The organism is Bordetella pertussis 18323 (assembly GCF_000306945.1).
Lineage (GTDB): Bacteria > Pseudomonadota > Gammaproteobacteria > Burkholderiales > Burkholderiaceae_B > Bordetella > Bordetella pertussis.
The window spans coordinates 3,553,044-3,574,292 of the sequence record NC_018518.1; the positions used below are offsets into that span (position 1 = coordinate 3,553,044).

At 67.3% G+C, this 21,249-nt stretch carries 17 protein-coding genes and 2 pseudogenes; 10 read left to right on the top strand and 9 right to left on the bottom strand.

The genetic code is table 11. The features are described from left to right. The first annotated feature begins 7 nt into the window (after positions 1–7). The 6 genes from BN118_RS16805 to hprK all read left to right on the top strand — a co-directional run bounded on the left by BN118_RS16805 (position 8) and on the right by hprK (position 6,748). The gene (locus BN118_RS16805; RefSeq protein WP_014906045.1) at positions 8–2,005 is read left to right on the top strand and encodes a hydantoinase B/oxoprolinase family protein; all 1,998 of its coding nucleotides are present in this window, start codon (positions 8–10) and stop codon (positions 2,003–2,005) included. Positions 2,006–2,039: 34 nt separating this feature from the next. Further along, on the top strand, positions 2,040–3,377 hold the full coding sequence (locus tag BN118_RS16810; protein WP_014906046.1) for an NAD(P)/FAD-dependent oxidoreductase: 1,338 nt from the start codon (positions 2,040–2,042) through the stop codon (positions 3,375–3,377). 262 nt (positions 3,378–3,639) lie between these two features. Further along, positions 3,640–4,590: an IS481-like element IS481 family transposase gene (locus tag BN118_RS16815; RefSeq protein ID WP_005012067.1), complete on the top strand. Its 951-nt coding sequence runs from the start codon at positions 3,640–3,642 to the stop codon at positions 4,588–4,590. A gap of 142 nt (positions 4,591–4,732) precedes the next feature. Further along, positions 4,733–5,071: a ribosome hibernation-promoting factor, HPF/YfiA family gene (gene hpf, locus BN118_RS16820; RefSeq protein ID WP_014906047.1), complete on the top strand. Its 339-nt coding sequence runs from the start codon at positions 4,733–4,735 to the stop codon at positions 5,069–5,071. Between the two features lie 276 nt (positions 5,072–5,347). Beyond that, complete coding sequence (locus BN118_RS16825; RefSeq protein WP_010929966.1) at positions 5,348–5,803, top strand: PTS sugar transporter subunit IIA; 456 nt, start codon at positions 5,348–5,350, stop codon at positions 5,801–5,803. A gap of 18 nt (positions 5,804–5,821) precedes the next feature. Further along, positions 5,822–6,748: an HPr(Ser) kinase/phosphatase gene (gene hprK, locus BN118_RS16830; RefSeq protein ID WP_003815180.1), complete on the top strand. Its 927-nt coding sequence runs from the start codon at positions 5,822–5,824 to the stop codon at positions 6,746–6,748. A 53-nt stretch (positions 6,749–6,801) separates the two neighbouring features. On the opposite strand, the gene BN118_RS16835 is transcribed toward hprK, so the two are convergent. Both BN118_RS16835 and BN118_RS16840 read right to left on the bottom strand, forming a co-directional pair. After that, positions 6,802–8,088: a cytochrome c gene (locus BN118_RS16835; RefSeq protein WP_014906048.1), complete on the bottom strand. Its 1,287-nt coding sequence runs from the start codon at positions 8,086–8,088 to the stop codon at positions 6,802–6,804. 10 nt (positions 8,089–8,098) lie between these two features. Beyond that, positions 8,099–8,847: pseudogene (locus tag BN118_RS16840) on the bottom strand (c-type cytochrome). 171 nt (positions 8,848–9,018) lie between these two features. Here BN118_RS16840 and rapZ point away from each other — a divergent pair. The 3 genes from rapZ (at position 9,019) to BN118_RS16855 (ending at position 11,887) form a co-directional block, all read left to right on the top strand. Then, positions 9,019–9,891 (top strand): RNase adapter RapZ, encoded by an 873-nt coding sequence (rapZ, locus tag BN118_RS16845; protein WP_003815183.1) that lies wholly within the window; start codon positions 9,019–9,021, stop codon positions 9,889–9,891. After that, on the top strand, positions 9,888–10,838 hold the full coding sequence (locus tag BN118_RS16850) for a septal ring lytic transglycosylase RlpA family protein (RefSeq protein ID WP_010929963.1): 951 nt from the start codon (positions 9,888–9,890) through the stop codon (positions 10,836–10,838). The genes rapZ and BN118_RS16850 overlap by 4 nt, the downstream gene beginning before the upstream one ends. A gap of 98 nt (positions 10,839–10,936) precedes the next feature. Continuing rightward, complete coding sequence (locus BN118_RS16855) at positions 10,937–11,887, top strand: IS481-like element IS481 family transposase (RefSeq protein ID WP_005012067.1); 951 nt, start codon at positions 10,937–10,939, stop codon at positions 11,885–11,887. On the opposite strand, the pseudogene BN118_RS16860 reads toward BN118_RS16855, so the two are convergent. Further along, positions 11,887–12,228 (bottom strand): annotated as a pseudogene (locus tag BN118_RS16860) (acyl-CoA dehydrogenase family protein); the annotation flags it as partial. The gene BN118_RS16855 and the pseudogene BN118_RS16860 overlap by 1 nt on opposite strands. 207 nt (positions 12,229–12,435) lie before the next feature. Beyond that, positions 12,436–12,810, bottom strand: coding sequence for a MerR family transcriptional regulator (locus BN118_RS16865; protein ID WP_003818201.1), 375 nt, complete (start codon positions 12,808–12,810; stop codon positions 12,436–12,438). A gap of 74 nt (positions 12,811–12,884) precedes the next feature. Here BN118_RS16865 and BN118_RS16870 point away from each other — a divergent pair, with 74 nt between their 5' ends. Continuing rightward, complete coding sequence (locus BN118_RS16870) at positions 12,885–13,943, top strand: MBL fold metallo-hydrolase (protein ID WP_010929807.1); 1,059 nt, start codon at positions 12,885–12,887, stop codon at positions 13,941–13,943. Positions 13,944–13,966: 23 nt separating this feature from the next. Here the strand turns inward: BN118_RS16870 and BN118_RS16875 are convergent, their stop codons facing one another. From BN118_RS16875 to BN118_RS16895, 5 genes are all read right to left on the bottom strand, one after another. Then, positions 13,967–14,917, bottom strand: coding sequence for an IS481-like element IS481 family transposase (locus BN118_RS16875; RefSeq protein ID WP_014905388.1), 951 nt, complete (start codon positions 14,915–14,917; stop codon positions 13,967–13,969). A gap of 98 nt (positions 14,918–15,015) precedes the next feature. Further along, positions 15,016–17,391 (bottom strand): molybdopterin-dependent oxidoreductase, encoded by a 2,376-nt coding sequence (locus BN118_RS16880; RefSeq protein ID WP_014906049.1) that lies wholly within the window; start codon positions 17,389–17,391, stop codon positions 15,016–15,018. 19 nt (positions 17,392–17,410) lie between these two features. Further along, positions 17,411–18,247, bottom strand: a complete 837-nt coding sequence (locus BN118_RS16885; RefSeq protein WP_010929954.1) for an IclR family transcriptional regulator — start codon at positions 18,245–18,247, stop codon at positions 17,411–17,413. Next, complete coding sequence (locus BN118_RS16890) at positions 18,244–19,041, bottom strand: citryl-CoA lyase (protein WP_010929953.1); 798 nt, start codon at positions 19,039–19,041, stop codon at positions 18,244–18,246. Before BN118_RS16890 ends, BN118_RS16885 begins: the two co-directional genes overlap by 4 nt. After that, a complete protein-coding gene (locus BN118_RS16895) occupies positions 19,038–21,227 on the bottom strand; it encodes an acetate--CoA ligase family protein (RefSeq protein WP_010929952.1) in 2,190 nt (729 codons plus the stop codon). The genes BN118_RS16890 and BN118_RS16895 overlap by 4 nt, the downstream gene beginning before the upstream one ends. Between the last annotated feature and the right edge of the window lie 22 nt (positions 21,228–21,249).

Here is a 21,249-nt window from a genome sequence, read left to right on the forward strand (position 1 = left end):
GCATCACATGAACTTCGACAAAACCGTACTGCAGATCTTCGCGAACTACTGCGTGGCCGCCGCGGAAAGCATGGCGCATACGCTCATGCGCACCGCGCACTCCGCGTTCGTGAAGGAAACCGAGGACTTCTCCTGCACCATCATGACGCCGCGGGGACAGACGTTCGCCTCGCCCAAGACGTTGGGCGCGACCTGGTACCCGGGCCTGGATTTCAGCGGCGCCATCGACATGATCGACGGCTACGAGCCGGGCGACATCTGCATGACCAACGACGCGTACAGCGGCTATGTGGCCACGCATACGCCCGACATCATGATGTGGAAGCCGGTGTATTACCAGGGCGAGATGGTGTGCTTCGTGGGCGGCCATATCCACAACACCGACATGGGCGGAGCGGTGCCGGCGTCCCTGTCGCGCACCCTGACCGAGGTGCACCAGGAAGGGATACGCTTCCCGCCCACCAAGATCGTGCGCCGCGGCGTGCTCAACGAGGAACTGATGCGCCTGATGGAGCTCAACGTGCGCTCGCCCGACCAGAACCGGGGCGACCTGCAGGCGCAGACGGCCATGCTCATGACCGGCGAGCGCCGCATCGTCGAGATCATCGAGCGCTTCGGACTGCAGGCTTTCAAGGAAGGCATGGCGGCGATGCTCGATTATTCGGAGCAGCAGGCGCGCGCCATTGTGCGTGCCATGCCTGACGGCGAATATTTCTTCGCCGAGTACGCCGACGAGGATTCGCTCAACGGCAAGCCGCTGCGCGTGGCGATCACCCTGCGCATCCGCGGCGACGAGCTGGAGTTCGACTTCACCGGCAGCGATCCGCAGCTGACCTCGTCGCTGAACATGCCCACCGGCGGCAAGGAGCGCCACGTGCTGGCCCTGGTCGGCCTGAACTACGTGCTGTATTCGCTCAACCCGGAGATCCTGCTCAATGCCGGCATGCTGCGCGTGGCGCGCTGCATCCTGCCGGAGGGCTCGGTGGTCAATCCGCTGGCGCCGGCGGCGGTGGGCATGCGCAGCCTGACCTGCAAGGTGGTGCAGTACGCCACCATGGGGGTGTTCTCGCAAGTGGTGCCGGACCGCCTGCCCGCCTCGCCCGCCGGCGGGATGAGCATCGTCAACGTGAAGACGACCGACCGCGACGGCAAGACCATCATCGCCGCCATCGAGCCGGTGGGCGGCGGCGCGGGCGGCGATCCGTACAGTGACGGCGCCGACGCGTCCGGGGCCATCGTGGCGTTCCTGCGCAATACGCCGGTCGAGATCAACGAAACCGAAGTTCCCATCCGCATCACCCGCTACGGCATGGTGCCCGACAGCGGCGGCCCGGGACGCTACCGCGGCGGCCTGGGCACATGCATGGAGTTCCAGGTGTACACGCCCAATTCGGCGGTCACCGCGCGCAACCGCGACCGGTCCCGTTTCGCGTCCTGGAGCGTGCTGGGCGGCAAGGCCGGCACCGTGTCGCGCTTCCTGCGCAACCCCGGCACCGCGCACGAGGAGGACCTGGGCGTGCACGATTTCATCCACTGCCAGCCGGGCGATGTGATCCGTCTGGAGGGCTGCGGCGGCGGGGGCTACGGCTCGCCCTGGGAGCGCGATCCGGCCAGGGTGCTGCACGACGTGCGCTGCGGCTACGTGTCGGTCGAGAACGCCCGCGGGCAGTATGGCGTGGTCATCGAGGGCGGCGAGGTCAGCCGGGATGCCACGGCGCGGTTGCGCGCCGAACTGGCTGGGCGCGATCCGGCCGTCGCGCACTATGACCACGGCGCCGGCCGCGACGCCTTCGAGGCGGTCTGGACGCTGGCCCGCTACGAACGCATGACCCATCACCTTGCCGGCGTGGCGCCGATCTGGCGCCACTTCCTGAAGATCAAGATCTTCGATGCGCTGGAGCAGCGCCTGGGCGGCAACGTTGCGGACACACGGCCGGAAATCGTCGACGAGATTTTCGCGCAACTGCTCAAGGCCTGTCCGCAGTTGCAGGCCGCCAGCGCCTGAGGCGCCGATCGCAACGCTACCGATACATACCGTCATGCAACAACTGAAACAGGCATTGCTGCGCATCGACACGCCCCACACGCCGCCAGCCGAGGTGGATGTGGCCATCATCGGCGCGGGCGCGGCCGGGGTCGCGACCGCGCACGAACTGACGCGGCTCGGCGTGCGGGTCGCGGTCATCGAGAAGGGCTGGGTGGCCGCCGAGCAGAGCAGCCGCAATTGGGGGTGGTGCCGCACGCTGGGGCGCGATATCCGCGAGCTGGAGCTGGCCAGGCTGAGCGTCGACCTGTGGCGCAGCGTGCAGGCCGATACCGGCGTGGATGCGGGCTTTCGCGAGACCGGCGTGGTGTTCGTGACCGACGATCCGTCCGAGCTGCGGACCTGGGAGCGCTGGCAGCAGGCCGCCGCCGCGCGCGGCGTGCCGGCCCGGATGCTGTCGGCGCGCGAGGCCAACGCCACCCACGCCTGGGGCAAGACGCCCTGGATAGGCGGCATCCGTACCGAGCGCGATGGCTATGCGGAACCGGCGCGCGCGATTCCGCTGCTGGCGCGCCACGCCATGGACAACGGTGCGCAGGTCATCCAGCAATGCGCGGTCAATGAACTGCTGGTCGAGGGCGGCCGCGTGGCCGGTGTGCAGACCGAGTGCGGCCTGGTGCGCGCCAGCCAGGTGGTGGTGGCCGGCGGCGTCTGGTCGTCGCTGTTCTGCCGCAAGCACAAGCTGCCCTTGCCGATCCTGCAGGTGCATTCCTCGGCCTCGCGCAGCAGGCAGTTCGACACCGGCGGGGCGGCGCCGGCAAGAGCGACGCATTTCTCGTTCCGCCACCGCGAGGATGGCGGGCTGACGCTGGCCAAGAGCGGCCGGGGCACCATGCACGTCGTGCCCGACCTGTTGCGCTACGGCATGAAATTCCGCTCGCTCTACCGCGCCCGCAAGGCCAACGTCAGATTGTCGATCGGCAGGCAGTTCTTCGCGCAGTGCTGGGACGAGTTTCGCTACTTCCACCTCGACAGGCCTCCCTATGCCCGCCATCGGGTGCTGGATCCCGGGCCGGACATGGCCCTGGTGCGCAGCGCCTACGAGGACGCAGGGGCCGTGTTTCCCGGCATGGGGCCCGACCTGATCGACCAGGCCTGGGGCGGCGTCATCGACAACACGCCAGACGGCATCCCCGTCATTTCCGACGTGGCCCGGATGCCGGGCCTGTATTTGTGTACCGGTTTCAGCGGCCATGGGTTCAGCTCCTCCCTGGGAGCCGGCCGCTGCCTTGCGCAATGGATCGCGCGGGGGCGCTCCGACCTGTCGCTGGACGCGTTCTCGTACGCGCGCCTGGTCGACGGGCGGCGCCTGCAACCCAGCATTCTGTATTGAACGGCCCGCACGTACCGGCGGTCTTGGGCAGTCATCACTTCTGCAAGGGGAATACCAATATGCGATACAACCGAAGAGCCTTCCTGGGCGCGATGGCCGCGCTGCCGGCGGCATTGGGCGCCGCACGCCTGGCATCGGCGGCGCCGGCCGGCGAGGCCGGCTATCTGTGAAGATTCAATAGGTTGTATGCATGGTTCATCCGAACCGGATTTGAGAAACTGGAAATCGCCAACCCCCCAGTTCACTCAAGGAGCCCGGCCGGATGAACACCCATAAGCATGCCCGATTGACCTTCCTACGTCGACTCGAAATGGTCCAGCAATTGATCGCCCATCAAGTTTGTGTGCCTGAAGCGGCCCGCGCCTATGGGGTCACCGCGCCGACTGTGCGCAAATGGCTGGGCCGCTTCCTGGCTCAGGGCCAGGCGGGCTTGGCCGATGCGTCCTCGCGCCCGACGGTCTCGCCCCGAGCGATTGCGCCGGCCAAGGCGCTGGCTATCGTGGAGCTGCGCCGCAAGCGGCTGACCCAAGCGCGCATCGCCCAGGCGCTGGGCGTGTCAGCCAGCACCGTCAGCCGCGTCCTGGCCCGCGCCGGTCTGTCGCACCTGGCCGACCTGGAGCCGGCCGAGCCGGTGGTGCGCTACGAGCATCAGGCCCCCGGCGATCTGCTGCACATCGACATCAAGAAGCTGGGACGTATCCAGCGCCCTGGCCACCGGGTCACGGGCAACCGACGCGATACCGTTGAGGGGGCCGGCTGGGACTTCGTCTTCGTGGCCATCGATGACCACGCCCGCGTGGCCTTCACCGACATCCACCCCGACGAGCGCTTCCCCAGCGCCGTCCAGTTCCTCAAGGACGCAGTGGCCTACTACCAGCGCCTGGGCGTGACCATCCAGCGCTTGCTCACCGACAATGGCTCGGCCTTTCGCAGCCGCGCCTTCGCCGCGCTGTGCCATGAGCTGGGCATCAAGCACCGCTTTACCCGACCTTACCGCCCACAGACCAATGGCAAGGCCGAACGCTTCATCCAGTCGGCCTTGCGTGAGTGGGCTTACGCTCACACCTACCAGAACTCCCAACACCGAGCCGATGCCATGAAATCCTGGCTACACCACTACAACTGGCATCGACCCCACCAAGGCATCGGGCGCGCTGTACCCATCTCCAGACTCAACCTGGACGAATACAACCTATTGACAGTTCACAGCTAGCGCAACTTGTATTGGCCAATAGAGTCTATACACTAGTACTCAAGGATCCCGCACGCGGATCCACCTGCCCTACAGGAGGACGCCCCCCATTTACCCGCGCTCATGCGCACCCTTTTTTCTCTTTTCGGAAGGAGAGCAGACTATGAACCTGAGCATCTGCGGTCGTCACCTCGACGTCACCCTGGCAATCCGGGAATATGTCATGAACAAGCTGGCGCGAGTGCTGCGGCATTTCGATCATGTTATCGATACCCAGGTCATGCTTTCGGTAGAGCCCCTGCGGCACAAGGCCGAAATCACCATGCGTCTGCGCGGCAAGGATATCCATTGCGAAGCCGTCGACGAGAACCTCTATGCAGCCATCGATCTACTGGTCGACAAAATAGACCGTCAGGTCATCAAGCACAAAGACAAGGTTCAGAGCCACTCCGCCGAGTCCGCAAAGCGACAAGCCGCTGCGCTGGCCGCGCAGCAACCGTAGTCCCGCGCCTTGCGAACGCTCGTAGCGTGAGCTTGCCCCCATCGTGATCCGGACCACCGGATCCGTTATCGCGACCGATGTCCCAGGAAGTACTCCGCGGGACATCGGCAAGCAAACTCCCCCATCTGTCCCTCAATTGGTCCTCGTCATGCCGCGTTGCATGCATGCGTCCGCCCTCCCATAATTGCCCGGTTCGGACTATGCTTGCGCAGTCCCGGCAGGGCAGGAAAGGCAACGATTTTTTGCACTGCGACATATAACCATATAATGACCCGCATGAATCACTTGTCGCGCATCCTACCCGCCGGCAATGTCGTGCTCGACATGCTCGCCACGAGCAAGAAACGGGCGTTCGAACAGGCCGGCCTACTTTTTGAAAACCATCACGGATTGGCCCGCTCGGTCGTGTTCGATAGCCTGTTCTCGCGTGAGCGGCTGGGCTCGACAGCGCTGGGCCAGGGCGTCGCCGTGCCGCATGGCCGGGTCAAGGGCCTGGACCAGGCGCTGGCCGCGTTCATCCGCCTGGCCCAGCCCATCCCCTTCGACGCGCCCGACGGCCAGCCGGTTTCCATGCTGCTCTGTCTGCTCGTTCCCGAAGCCGCCACGCAGCAGCACCTGGACATCCTGGCCGAACTGGCCCAGCTCATGTCCAACAAGCCGCTGCGCGAAGCGCTGGCCAGCGAAACCGATCCGGCCGCGGTGCACCGCATGCTGACCACCGGCCAACTCTGACGCCACGCGAAACTTGCCATGCTTACGGTCCAGGAACTGGTCGACGACAACGCCGACAAAATCCCCTTCAGCTGGATCGCCGGCCATGACGCCGCCGACCGGGCCATCCCCGACGACGGCATGGCCGCCGCCGACCTGGTAGGCCACCTGAACCTGATCCACCCGTCCCGCATCCAGGTGTTCGGCCAGGAAGAACTGGCGTACTACACGCGCTTCGACCTGCGCCGCCGCATGCACCACATGGACGAGCTGCTGATCGGCGGCGTGCCGGCCATCCTGCTGGCAGACGGCCTGACGCCGCCGCAAGACCTGATCGACCAATGCGCGCAGCACCAGGTGCCGCTGCTGTCCACGCCCGTGGCGGCCGCCCAGCTGATCGACCTGCTGCGCATCTACCTGGGCAAGAAACTGGCGCCCACCACGACCGTGCACGGCGTCTTCCTCGACGTGCTGGGCCTGGGCGTGCTGATCACCGGCGAATCGGGCCTAGGCAAGAGCGAACTGGCGCTGGAACTGATCTCGCGCGGCCACGGCCTGGTGGCCGACGACGCGGTCGAACTCTCGCGCACCGCCCCCGGCGTGATCGAGGGCCATTGCCCGCAACTGCTGCAGAACCTGCTGGAAGTGCGCGGCCTGGGCCTGCTCGATATCCGCACCATCTTCGGCGAGACCTCGGTGCGCCGCAAGATGCGCCTGAAGCTGATCGTGCACCTGGTGCGGGCCACCGCGCAGGACAAGTTCGAGCGCCTGCCGCTGCAGGACATCACCCAGGACATGCTCGGCCTGCCGATCCGCAAAGTCATGCTGCAAGTGGCCGCCGGCCGCAATCTCGCCGTCCTGGTCGAAGCCGCCGTACGCAATACCATCCTCAAGCTGCGCGGCATCGACACGCTGGGCGAATTCATGGAACGCCAGGCCATGGCGATCCTGCAAAGCAGCAAGTAACGCCACGGTGCCTGTCCCCCTTGCGGGGACTGGCACCCACACCGAACCCCGCCCTACCGCCCCGCTCCGCTCTCCCGCGTGCGTTTCACGTCCAGCGGCGTGACCGCGTCGGCCTGGTTGCCCCAGCTGTTGCGCACGTACGAAACCAGCATGGCGATGTCGTTGTCCGGCAGCGCCTGCGCGAACGGCGGCATGCCATGCGGGCGCGGGTTGGCCGCGGTCGCTGGCGCGAAGCCGCCATCGAGCACCATGCGTATCACGTTGGCCGGTTCGGCCGCGATGACGCTGGGGTTGCCGGCCAGCGCGGGCCAGGCGGGGAAACTGCCCTTGCCGTCGGCCTGGTGGCACTGCGCGCAATGCTGGCCGTACAGCTTGCCGCCCAGCTCCATCACCGTCGCGGACGGGGCGCCGCGCCTGGCGGGCGGCGACGCCGCCGCCGGCAAGGACTTGAGGTAGGTGCCGATGGCCAGCGCGTCGTCGCCGCTGAGATACTGCGTGCTGCCCAGCACCACTTCGGCCATGGGGCCGGCCACGGTCGAGTGCGGCGCGATGCCGGTCGTCAGCAGCGCGGCGATGTCCTGCGCGCTCCAGTCGCCCAGGCCGGTGCCCGGCTGGCCGGTCAGCGGCGGCGCGTACCAGCCCAGCCCGTCGATCATGCCTCCGCCCAGCGCCTCGGCGGCGCGGGTGGCCCCCAGGCTGTTGCGCGGCGTATGGCAGGCCGCGCAGTGGCCCAGCCCTTCGGTCAGGTAGCGCCCGCGATTCCACTGCAGCGACTGCCCGGGATCGGCCTGCGGCCCGCCCGGCTCGAAATACAGCGCCCGCCACGCCGCCAGCAGCAGGCGCTGGTCGTACGGCGACGCCAGCTCGTGCGGGCGACTGGCCTGGCGCACCGGCTCGACCGTGCGCAGGAAGGCGTACAGCGCATCGGCGTCGGCGCGCGTCATGCGGGTGTATTCGGTGTACGGAAAGGCCGGGTACAGCAGCCGTCCGCCGGGGCCTTTGCCGTTGTGCAATACCTGCCAGAAATCGTCGGCGCTCCAGCCGCCGATGCCGGTTTCGGCGTCGGGCGTGATGTTCGGTCCATACAAGGTGCCGAACGGCGTGGGAATGGGCGTGCCGCCCGCGTAGGCCTGCCCGCCGCGCGCGGTGTGGCAGGCCATGCAATTGCCGGCCCGCGCCAGGTAGCGCCCTTGCTCGACCAGCTCGTCGGCTGATCCGGTGGCCGGCGCGGCTTGCGGGCCGGCGGGCACGTGGTCGCGGGTGCCCAGCCAATACAGGGTGGCGACGGCGGCCAGCAGGGCCAGGATGGCGACGACGAGGACGCGCTTGATGATCTTCATGGCCGCCTCCTCAATGCCCCGCCTGGCTGCCGCACTCCAGCGGCAGCGTCAGCGAGCCGGCCGGTTGCGGCGTGTACGGATGTCCCACCGGCTGGCCAGCCAGGCCGACACCGCGCCGATATCCTCGGGCGTCAGCTTGAGCGAGACCTGCGCCATGCAGTCGGGCTCGGCGGCGCGCCGCAGGCCGTTCTGCCAGCTGCCGATCTGCGCCACGAGGTAATCGCGCGGCAGGCCGAGCAGGCCCGGGATGGCCGGCGCGACGCCGGCCAGCGATGCGCCATGGCAGGACGCACAGGAAGGGATAGCGCGGGCCGGGTCGCCCTCGCGCACCAGCAAGCGGCCGCGCTCGACCAGGGCGGCCGAGGCTTCGACGCGCGCCGGCGGCGGATAGGGCACGTCCTGGCCGGCGAAGTATACCGCCATCTCGCGCAGATACGCATCGGGCAGGCCGTTGAGCAGATGCGCCATGGGCGGATACTGGCGCCGGGCATCGCGAAAATTCAGCAACTGGTGGTACAGATAATCCTGCGGCTTGCCCGCCAGGCGCGGATAGTAGCCGTCGGGGCCGGCGCGGCCCTGTTCGCCATGGCAGGCCGTACAGGCGGCGACCCGGGCGGCCATGGTGTCGGGCCGCAGCGCGGCCTCGCCCTGGGCCACGGCCTGGGACATCGCCAGCATGCCCGCGGCTGCGGCCAGCACGCCACACGCGGCGCGCCAGGCTCGCATTGCAATACGCAAATCGGATTTGAAGGCTAACATCGGACTGTCGAAGTTGACGCGGGCCCGGCCCGCCGGAACGTCGGCCGCTTGGCCGACTGCCAGGATACCCGCCTGCCCGCCATCGGGACAGGCGCAGATCCGGCAGCCGAGACCATAGCAGATGCCGGCCGGCGCGCACGGGCGATCGAATTCCATGCCACAATCACAGCCATGTTGAGAGTCGTCCTTATTACCGGCATTTCCGGCTCCGGCAAGTCGGTCGCCCTGCGCCTGCTCGAAGATGCGGGATTCACCTGCATCGACAACCTGCCGGTGCGCTTTCTGGCCGAATTCATCGCCAATGCCCGCGATGACGCCATGGAACGGGTCGCCGTCGCCATCGACGTGCGCTCACCCGGCGAGCTGGCCGAACTGCCCGATGTCATCACCGCCTCGCGCGCCATGGGCACCAGCCTGAGCGTGATCTTCCTCGACGCCAACACCGACACGCTGGTGCAGCGCTATTCCGAGTCGCGGCGCCGCCACCCGCTGACCGACCGCCTGGCGCGCGGCGGCAAGACCCCGTCGCTGGCCGAGTGCATCGCGCTGGAACGCGAGCTGATGGCGCCGCTGCGCGACCAGGAACACGTCATCGACACCTCGGATCTCACGCCGGGCCAGTTGCGCGCCTGGATCCGCGACCTGATCCAGGCCGACCGGCCGCCGCTGGTGCTGACTTTCGAATCGTTCGCCTACAAGCGCGGCGTGCCCAGCGACGCGGACCTGATGTTCGACGTGCGCTGCCTGCCCAACCCCTACTACGACCGCACCCTGCGCCCCCTGACCGGCCGCGACGAACCGGTGGCCACCTGGCTGGGCGGCTTCGATATCGTGACCCAGATGATCGACGATATCGCCGCGTTCATCCGCCGCTGGCTGCCCCAGTACACGCAGGACACCCGCAACTACCTCACCGTCGCCATCGGCTGCACGGGCGGGCAGCACCGCTCGGTATACGTGGTCGAGCAACTGGCGCGGCGCTTCTCCGACCACGACCCGCTGCTGGTGCGCCACCGCACCCAACTGCCCGACGACCCCGCATGATCCGTTCGCGTCCGCTTGCCCTCCTGTCGACACTGCTGCTGGCGCTGGCCATCGCAGGCTGCTCCACGCCAGGCAAGAAACGCGGCGGCTACTACAAGGACGACGGCCCCGACGCCAACCCGCCGTCCAACCTCGACAACGTGCCCGACGCGACGCCGCGCCTCGAACCGCTGGCCAGCGGCCCGAACCGGCCCTATGTGGTGTTCGGCAAGCGCTATGTGCCCGACACCAGCGAACGCCCGTTCCGCCAGCAGGGCCTGGCCTCCTGGTACGGCAAGAAGTTCCATGGTAACTCGACCTCCAACGGCGAGTCGTACGACATGTACGCCATGACGGCGGCGCATCCGACGATGCCGATTCCCAGCTACGCGCGCGTCACCAGCAAGATCAACGGGCGCACGGTCATCGTGCGGGTCAATGACCGCGGACCGTTCCACAGCGACCGCATCATGGACCTGTCCTATGTGGCGGCCCACAAGCTGGGCATCATCGGCCCGGGCAGCGGGCCCGTCACCGTCGAGCGCATCCTGCCTGCCGAGATCCTCGCGATGAATGGCGGCGCGGCGGCGCCACGGCCCGGGCCCGCCTCGGCCACCGGGCCGCTGCCCGTTGCCGCGCCCAGCGCGGCCGCCGCCGTCGAGCTGCACCCCGCGACCCAGCTCGCCTCGAACGCGCCGACGCCGCCGCGCCCGGCCGCGGGCGCGGGCAGCGGCGTCTACCTGCAACTGGGCGCCTTCAGCCAGCCGGCCAACGCCGAATCGCTGGTCAGCCGCATCAACGGGCAACTGGATCCGGCCAGCGGCATTCCGCCGGCGGTGGTCGAGCAGGCCAACAACCTGTACCGCGTACGCATCGGCCCCTACGCCACGCGCGAAGCGGCGCTGGGCGCGGTGCAGCCGGTGGCCGACCGCACCGGCATCCTGCCCAGTCTCAGCGCCACGCCCTAGGTGTGAAGATTCAATAGGTTGTATGCATGGTTCATCCGAACCGGATTTGAGAAACTGGAAATCGCCACCCCCCCAGTTCACTCAAGGAGCCCGGCCGGATGAACACCCATAAGCATGCCCGATTGACCTTCCTACGTCGACTCGAAATGGTCCAGCAATTGATCGCCCATCAAGTTTGTGTGCCTGAAGCGGCCCGCGCCTATGGGGTCACCGCGCCGACTGTGCGCAAATGGCTGGGCCGCTTCCTGGCTCAGGGCCAGGCGGGCTTGGCCGATGCGTCCTCGCGCCCGACGGTCTCGCCCCGAGCGATTGCGCCGGCCAAGGCGCTGGCTATCGTGGAGCTGCGCCGCAAGCGGCTGACCCAAGCGCGCATCGCCCAGGCGCTGGGCGTGTCAGCCAGCACCGTCAGCCGCGTCCTGGCCCGCGCCGGTCTGTCGCACCTGGCCGACCTGGAGCCGGCCGAGCCGGTGGTGCGCTACGAGCATCAGGCCCCCGGCGATCTGCTGCACATCGACATCAAGAAGCTGGGACGTATCCAGCGCCCTGGCCACCGGGTCACGGGCAACCGACGCGATACCGTTGAGGGGGCCGGCTGGGACTTCGTCTTCGTGGCCATCGATGACCACGCCCGCGTGGCCTTCACCGACATCCACCCCGACGAGCGCTTCCCCAGCGCCGTCCAGTTCCTCAAGGACGCAGTGGCCTACTACCAGCGCCTGGGCGTGACCATCCAGCGCTTGCTCACCGACAATGGCTCGGCCTTTCGCAGCCGCGCCTTCGCCGCGCTGTGCCATGAGCTGGGCATCAAGCACCGCTTTACCCGACCTTACCGCCCACAGACCAATGGCAAGGCCGAACGCTTCATCCAGTCGGCCTTGCGTGAGTGGGCTTACGCTCACACCTACCAGAACTCCCAACACCGAGCCGATGCCATGAAATCCTGGCTACACCACTACAACTGGCATCGACCCCACCAAGGCATCGGGCGCGCTGTACCCATCTCCAGACTCAACCTGGACGAATACAACCTATTGACAGTTCACAGCTAGCGGGCCTTCTGGGCCTCGCTGCCGTTGCGGAAGATCTGGTTGACGCACAGGTTGGAGTGCGCGCCATAGGACAGCGCCACCGAGGCGCTGGCGCGCGAGATTTCCTCCATGACCAGCATATGGGCCAGGTAGCCCAGCCCGGTTCCGCCGTATTCGTCGCTGACCGTCATGCCCAGCACGCCCAGGTCGCCGAATTTGCGCCACAGGTCCATGGGGAACTGATCGCTGCGGTCGATCTCGGCCGCGCGGGGCGCGATCTCGGCGTTGGCGAAAGTGCGCACCGCGTCGCGCAGCATATCCAGGTCTTCGCCCAGATTGAAATTAAGGCCGGGAATGTCCATGGGTGTCTCCGTGATAGTGAGCACTTACACCTTTAGCGGGGCCGGGTGCACCCCGGATCGGGATTGCAGCTAGCCACATCATGCGCCGCCGCGTGGGCCCGGGCAATGATGCAGTGCAAATATTACGTTTACGTAAACGTAAAGTTGAGTCGGGTTTTCCCTAGCAGTTTCATGCGCGGGCACCGCCATGGGCACGGCCGTGCGGGCTTACTGTTTTTGCGCCAGCAGGCGCTGGCATTGCAATTCCTGCTGGGCGATTTCGGCCAGGGTATCCTCGATGTCGCGCTGTTGTTGTGTCAGGGTGGCGCGGTGCTGGGCGAGTATGGTCAGGTAGTGGCGCAGTTGCGGGGCGGTGTCGCCCGGGCCATCGTACATGTCGATCAGGCTGCGGATCTCCGACAGCAACAGGCCCAGCCGCTTGCCGCGCAGGGCCAGCTTCAGGCGCGCGCGGTCGCGCGTGCTGTAGACGCGGTTGCGGCCATCGCGCAAAGGGCTGACGATGCCCTGGTCTTCGTAGAAACGAATCGTGCGTGGCGTAATGTCGAACTCGCGTGCGAGTTCGGAGATGGTCCAGGTAGACATGAGCGTTTGGCAGTTTACGTAAACGTAAATTATGATGAGTTGAAGCAGGCGTCAAGCCAATACAGGGAGAGGCAATGAATCCGAACGAGCAGAAACTGCAGTATCCGTGGGACCAGACACAACCCGAGCCCGGCGTGGCCCTCGTGGTGGCCGAAGGGGTGAAGTGGATACGGATGCCGCTGCCGTTCGCCCTGGACCACATCAACCTGTGGCTGCTGCGTGACGAGATCGACGGCCGCCAGGGCTGGACCATCGTCGATTGCGGCATCGCGCGCGACGAAGTGAAGACGATCTGGGAGCAGGTGTTCGAGAACGAACTGGAAGGCCTGCCGGTGCTGCGCGTGCTGGTGACCCACATGCACCCCGACCACATCGGGCTGGCGCACTGGCTGTGCGAGCGCTGGAATGCGCCGCTGTGGATCAGCATGACCGATTTCATGGTGGCCAGCCTGTGGTCGCGGCGTACCGATGGCGGCGCCTCGGGCGGCCAGGCCGCGGTCGAGCACTTTGCCCGCCACGGGCTGACCGACACGGATGCGCAGGAGCAGATCCGCCAGCGCGCCGGCTATTACCCCAACCTGGTGTCCGCCGTGCCGTCGCGCTACACGCGCCTGCTGCATGGCGACGAGGTCGCCATCGGCGGACACCCCTGGCGCGTCATCGTGGGTTATGGGCATGCGCCCGAGCATGTGTCCCTGTTCAGCCCCGCGCACAAGGTGCTGATCTCGAGCGACATGGTGCTGCCGCGCATTTCGACCAACGTCAGCGTGTTCGACCACGAGCCGGACGCCAATCCGCTGCCGCTGTACTTGCGCTCGCTCGATCGCTACGACGATCTGCCGGCCGATACCGTGGTGCTGCCTTCGCATGGCCGTCCGTTCGTCGGGCTGCACGAACGCATCGCCCAGCAGCACGCGCACCACGACGAGCGCCTGGCTGAAGTCCTGCAGGCCTGTGCGACGCCGCAGTCGACGGCCGATATCGTCCCGGTACTGTTCAAGCGCAAGCTGGACCTGCATCAGCTGACCTTCGCCATGGGCGAGGCGCTGGCGCACCTGCACGCGCTGTATTTCGAAGGCAAGCTCAAGCGCCGCACCGATGCCGACGGCATCGTGCGTTTCCAGGCGGCGTAGCGGGCGCGCCTGCTGCGGGCAGGCTAGCTGTGAACTGTCAATAGGTTGTATTCGTCCAGGTTGAGTCTGGAGATGGGTACAGCGCGCCCGATGCCTTGGTGGGGTCGATGCCAGTTGTAGTGGTGTAGCCAGGATTTCATGGCATCGGCTCGGTGTTGGGAGTTCTGGTAGGTGTGAGCGTAAGCCCACTCACGCAAGGCCGACTGGATGAAGCGTTCGGCCTTGCCATTGGTCTGTGGGCGGTAAGGTCGGGTAAAGCGGTGCTTGATGCCCAGCTCATGGCACAGCGCGGCGAAGGCGCGGCTGCGAAAGGCCGAGCCATTGTCGGTGAGCAAGCGCTGGATGGTCACGCCCAGGCGCTGGTAGTAGGCCACTGCGTCCTTGAGGAACTGGACGGCGCTGGGGAAGCGCTCGTCGGGGTGGATGTCGGTGAAGGCCACGCGGGCGTGGTCATCGATGGCCACGAAGACGAAGTCCCAGCCGGCCCCCTCAACGGTATCGCGTCGGTTGCCCGTGACCCGGTGGCCAGGGCGCTGGATACGTCCCAGCTTCTTGATGTCGATGTGCAGCAGATCGCCGGGGGCCTGATGCTCGTAGCGCACCACCGGCTCGGCCGGCTCCAGGTCGGCCAGGTGCGACAGACCGGCGCGGGCCAGGACGCGGCTGACGGTGCTGGCTGACACGCCCAGCGCCTGGGCGATGCGCGCTTGGGTCAGCCGCTTGCGGCGCAGCTCCACGATAGCCAGCGCCTTGGCCGGCGCAATCGCTCGGGGCGAGACCGTCGGGCGCGAGGACGCATCGGCCAAGCCCGTCTGGCCCTGAGCCAGGAAGCGGCCCAGCCATTTGCGCACAGTCGGCGCGGTGACCCCATAGGCGCGGGCCGCTTCAGGCACACAAACTTGATGGGCGATCAATTGCTGGACCATTTCGAGTCGACGTAGGAAGGTCAATCGGGCATGCTTATGGGTGTTCATCCGGCCGGGCTCCTTGAGTGAACTGGGAGGTTGGCGATTTCCAGTTTCTCAAATCCGGTTCGGATGAACCATGCATACAACCTATTGAATCTTCACAGCTAGCCGGCTGGCGGCGCAAGCGGGCCCGGCGGTCCGGGCCGCGTGGCGATGGCCGGCGGGCAATAGGCGCGAACATCCCTGAGCGGGCCCAGGTACTTTTCGATCTGCACCGCCGTCAGCTGCCCCGAGCAGCCCTGGGCCAGGGACGAGGTGCCCGCGTCGCGGGTCACGGCATTGGGATTGCCGTGCACGCACATGGGCAACCCGCGCTCGTCCTGCTCCGGGTCGTACCAGGCGCCGGTAGGCAGGCGCACGACGTCCTCGCGGATATCCGTGGACAGGGTCGCCGCCGCGAGGCACGATCCGCGCGGGCTGTAGATGCGCACGATGTCTCCCTCGCCGATCTCCCTGGCGCGCGCGAGCGCCGGATGCAGCGTGCAGACCTCGCGGCCCTCCCGCTTCGATGCCTGGCTGTAACCGCCGTAGTCGAACTGGCTGTGCAATTTGTTGGCAGGCTGGTTGGCGACGAGATAGAGCGGGTAGGCCGCCGAGACGGGGTCGGCGGGAGGCAGCCAGGCCGGGTGCCCGGGGCAATCGTCATAGCCGAACGCCGCGATCTGTGCCGAGGCGATCTGTATCCGGCCGCTCGGCGTGGGCAACGGGTGTGCCGCAGGGTCCAGCCGGAATGCCCGTTGCGCGCCGCCATCGTCCGGGCGCTGGGGCAGCCTGAGCTCGCCCTTCTCCCAGAACGCGTCGAACGACGGCGCGTCGAGGCCTTTGGCTGCCAGCTGCTCGCGGGTTGCCGCGTAGATCCATTGCAGCCAATCGGACGCCGAGCGCCCTTCGGTCATTGCGGCGCCGCAACCCATGCGCTGCGCCAGGTCGCTGAAAATATCGTAATCGTTCCTGGCATCGGCGTAAGGCGGGACGACCTGCTGCATCGCGACCATCAGATCGTCGGTCGGCGAGGCGCCGATATCGTCGCGCTCCAGTGTCATGGTGCAAGGCAGGACGATGTCGGCATGCCTGGCGGTCGCGGTCCAGCCGATTTCGTGGACGACGAAGGTGTCGAGCCGCTGGAATGCCTGGGCCAGGCGGCCGAGGTCCTGGTGATGGTGGAAGGGATTGCCGCCGGCCCAGTACGCGAGCCGGATATGCGGGTAGCGCAGCGTCCTGCCGTTGTATGGGAACGTCTCGCCTGGCGAAAGCAGCATATCGGCGATGCGCGCGCAGGGGATGAAGCGTTTCTCGTGGTTGGCGCCTTGTGGCAGCGCCGCGATCGATACGGCATTCTTGCGCCGCCCGTACTTGGAGATCGAGCCCAGCGCATAACTGTATCCGCCGCCTTCCAGTCCCACTTGCCCCAGCAGCGCGGCGAGCACCAGGCCCATCCAGACCGGCTGTTCGCCATGGTCTGCGCGCTGCAGGGAGTGGGCCACGGTCACGAGGACCCGCTTGCCCGCCAGTCCCAGGGCGAGCTCCGTGATGGCCGCAGCGTCGATGCCGCACAGGGCGGCTGCCCATGCCGCGTTCTTGGCCAGGCCATCGGCGCGGCCGAGCAGATAGTCTTCGAATACCGGCCAGCCGTCGCAGAAATCGACGACGAAATCCCGGTCATGCAGGCCCGCTGCGACCAGCGTGTGCGCGATGCCCAACATCAGCGCGACATCCGTGCCCGGCACCACCGGCAGCCAGGTCGCGGCCGCCTCCGTGGGCAGATCGTCCCGTTGCGGGCCTATCGTATAGAAGCGGCAGCCGCGTCCGGCGGCCTGCGCCATGGCCTGGCGTTCGATGTGCCGGCTGACGCCGCCGGCGGCCACGCGCGAGTTCTTCAGCGCCATGCCCCCAAATGCCAGCACGACGTCGGTATGCCGGGTGATCTGTTCCCAGGAGACGTTGCACAGCGTGACTTCGTCGAAGCCGCCAACCACGTGCGGAAGCACCACCTGCGCGGCACCCGAACTGTATGAATGGACCGAGCGGACATAGCCGCCCAACGCGACATTGAGAAAACGATGCAGCTGGCTTTGCGCATGGTGGAAGCGCCCCGCGCTGGACCATCCGTATGAGCCGCCAAACACGCCGGCGGTGCCATGGTGATCGACCACGCGGCGCAATTTACGGGCAAGACGATCCAGTATCTCGTCCCACGACATCGGCACATAGTCGTCGCTGCCGCGCCGGGTGTCCGGCCCGGGGCCGTCGCGCAGCCAGCCCAGCCTGGCCATCGGTTCCGGAACGCGCACGCCATGGCGGATGGCGTCCGGCAGATTCTCGATGAGGCGGTTCGGATCGGGATCGCCCGCAAACGGACGGACCTTCAAGCGGTCGCCGGTGTGCGCGGCGTCGAAGACTCCCCAGTGCGAGCTGTGCCGCCGCCATTGCACAGGTGGCTCGCCATCCGGACGAGCCGCGTTCGTGTCGCGTTCTTTCATGGACGTATCCTTGGCGGAATTACGATTGGTCGCCTGCGTTGCCCAGGTGCGGGAGATACTGCCCGATGCCCTCCCTGAGCAGCGACGCAAGTTCGGCGGTGCGCGTGCGTATCGTCACGCTGGGGCCGCCGACGGCCACCGCCATGGGCCGGGTGCCTTCGCGTTCCGGCAGCAAGGCCGCGATGATGCCTACCCCTGGCACGAGCCGGTCTAGCGATGTGGCATAGCCGTTCTTGCGTATCTGGGTGGCGTCGCGCGTGACGGTGGACAGATTGATCTCGGGCTCGTTGGCGCCGCGCAAGGCGTTGTGCCGGAATACGGCGCGCCGCACCTGGTCGGGCTCCATCGTTGAGACGAACAGCCTGCCGGTTCCGGAGGTCAGCAAAGGGCGTACGTCTCCGACGTTGACATGCAGGCGTACGCGCTGCGTCGAGGGAATGATGTGGATGTAGCGGGCGCCGGCATCCACTTGCAGGGCCAGGATGATGGTTTCGCCCGTTGCCTTGGACAAATGGCTCATCAGCGCCATCAGGGGGCCGTCGTGGGCGAGCAGCGGGTCGATCCAGCTGCCCAGCAATGTCACGCGCGGGGTCGGACGATAGAGCCGTTGCTCGTCCTGGACCAGGTAGCTGAGCCGCTGCAGGCTGCGCAGGATGCCGGCCGTGCTGGACGCCGGGAAACCCAGTGCGCGCGAAATCTCCAGTACGCCGGCCTCGCGGCGCACGGTGTCGAAGTATTCGAGGATCTGGATGACACGGACGGCCGATTTGACTTCGTTGGTCATGGTTTGGAGACCCGAAAGAACGAACGCCGCGGCGCGCGAACCAGGGCAGGCATGTCGCAGCGCGCCGATCATGACGGCATGGGCCCGGTGTAGTGCACGCACTCCTGGGGGACATGACGCCACTTCGTATTCTGCCCCTTTTCTTCCAGGTAGTGCGTCAGGACGCTGAACTTCCTGGCGATCATCACCAGCGCGGCGGCGCAGCCGTCGGGCAATCCCAGGTCGAGTGCCAAGGCCGCCACGATGCCGTCGATGTTGATGGGGATATCCCTGCCCTTGGCGGCGGCGAGATGGCGTTCGGCCGCGAGCAGCAGTTCGCAGTGGATGCCCGCGGTGCCGGCGCAGCGCGCTACCTCCAGCAGGACGCGCGGGCGCGGATCCCTGGCGTGCGGCGGATTGCCGAAGCCGGGCATGCGCCCGCCGGCCCGCAGGGCCGCGGCGACCAGGTTCCCGGCGGCGGCATCGACGTCGTGCTCGCCGGGTGCGCCGTTGCGCGCGCCGGCTTCGGCGATGGCCTGCTTCATCATGGCAGCCAATGGGTCGCCGACGCCGCCGGCCACGTCGCCGTACAGCAGCGCCGCGCCCGCCATGGCCTGGGCGATGGGCGCCCCGTAGGAGGCGAAGGTGCGGCCGATGGCCGCCGCCGGCGTCACGCCATGGTCCACGCACGCGGTCAGCACGGCATCCAGCGTACGCGCTTCGCCCGCGTCGGGCAGCCGGCCGGTCAGGAGCAGGAAGGCCGATGCCACGAACGGCTGTTCGCGAATGAGGTCGGACAGGCGATGTCCGCGGATGATGGTCTCTTCTTCCTGTGGCGTGCTGACGATCTTCGAGATGGCGGTCGTGAAGTGATGCATGTCGTTCATGAGTGCGCTTCCTGTGCAGGACAAACCGTCGCTTCGCCGGGCTCCGTCGGATGCCGTACGGTCGTGGCCAGCGCATCCAGCGCCACGACGCCCTGGCCCGCGGGAAGTACCCGCAATGGATTGATCTCCAGGCTTTCGATGTGGCGACGATTGGCATACGCGTAGACCGAAAGCATCGCAACGGCCTGCGCCAGGGCATCGGTGTCGGCGCGTGGCATGCCGCGCGCACCGTCGAGCAGCGGCGCGCCTTTGAGCTGCGCGATCATCGAGCGGGCCGTCGCGGCGTCGAAAGGCGCCCGCCGGATCACGGCATCGGCAAGGATCTCGGTGTAGACGCCACCGCTGCCCAGCATCAGGCAGGGCCCGAAGGTCGGGTCCTGGATGCAGCCCAGGATCAGATCCACGCCAGGGCGCGCCATCGGGGCTATCGCGATGCCGTCGATGCGCGCTTGCGGACAGTTGCGCCGCACTCGCGCCATCATGGATGTGTAGACGGAGCGCGCCTCGTCGGCTGTCTGCACGGCGAGCTGCACGCCGCCGACGTCCGATTTGTGGAGAATCTCGGGCGACACGATTTTCAGCGCCACCGGAAAGCCCAGCTCGGTGGCGATTGCCGCGGCTTGGGCGGGATCCTGCGCGATACGCTCGGGCAGGGTCTGGATGCCGATCGACCGTACCAGGCGCTTGGCCTCGGTCTCGCTGTATTGCATGCCGGGCGTGACGGCATGGGCGGTATCGGGTAGCCGCGGCAGCGTCCGCGCCGGGCGCGCCTGCGCCTGTGCCGTCGCAATCTCCATCAAGGCCGCCACGGTGCGGATAGCCCGGGTCGGATCCTCGAACACACTGAAGCCCAGGGCCTCCAGTTCCTGGCGCACCTCGTCGCAGGCCAGCAGGCAAGCCACGCGCACCTGAGGGCCCGGCCGCTTCGAGAGCGCAGTCAGGGCTGGCATCAGGCGCCGCATCATCGCGGCGTTCAGCCCGAGGTGGGACAGGAAAAGCAGCAAGGAGCCGACCGTCCCGGAGGCCAGCAGCGCGTCGAGCATGGGCCCCAGAATCTCCGGCGTGTTGGTGATCTGCGCGGTGACGTCGACCGGATTGCGCGTGCCTGCATAGGGCAGCAATTCACGGATGCGAGCCTGGGCGATCGCGGGCAGCTCCGGCATGTCCACGCCCAGCCGCTCGGCTTCGTCGGCCAGCAGCACGCCTACCCCGCCCGACGTGGTAACGACGGCCAGCGAGCGGCCGCGGGGGCTCTGGTGTACGGTCAGTGCATAGGCGACGTCGAGCATGTCTTCGATCGAATGCGCGCGGTACACACCGAACTCGCGCAGCACGGCGTCGAAGACCTGATCGGAGCCCACCATCGATGCCGTATGCGACGCCGCGGCGGCCGCGCCGATCGGCGATGATCCTACCTTCATCATCACGATCTGCTTGCCGTGCGTGCGCGCCAGTTCCAGCGCCTCGATCAGGCGGCCGGCGTCGCGCACGCCCTCGATGCAAGCCACGATCACGTGGGTGCCCGGGTCGGTCGCCATGTAGGCAATCAGCTCGGCCACATCGATGTCGCTTTCGTTGCCGCTGGTCGCCCAGACGCTGAAGGCGATGCCGCGGCGTTCGGCCAGCACCAGGCAGTGGGCGCCCAGTGCGCCGGACTGGCTGGCCAGCCCTATGGATCCGGGCCTCGGGGGAGCATGTCCCACCGCGCCGCTGAACGTGGCGATCAGCTTGCTGCGGGTGTTGATCACGCCCAGGCAGTTTGGCCCCAGTACGCGCACGCCGCTGGCGCGCGCCCGGGCCGTCAATTCGGCCTGTACCTTGACACCCTCGGCGCCGATTTCGGCAAAGCCGGAGGTGTAGACAATGGCCGCGCGCGCGCCAGCCGCAACGACGTCGTCGAATGTGGCCAGGACATGCGCCGCCGGCACCGCGACGATGGCCAGATCCGGCCGAGTCGGCGTTTCGGTGATACGGGCGTAGGCGTCCAGTCCCTGCACCACGCTGCGCGCGGGATTGACGGGGTAGATCGGTAGCGCGAAGCGCGCCGCCTTCAACAGGTGCAGGGGGCGGCCGCCGATTTTCGACGGATCGTCCGATGCGCCCACGACGGCGACCGAGCGGGGCTCGAACAGGGCGGTCAACGTGTGCCCGGAACCGGGACGGCGGGATTGGGATGGGGTCGGCATGCGGCAGGGGCGTTGGATGAGT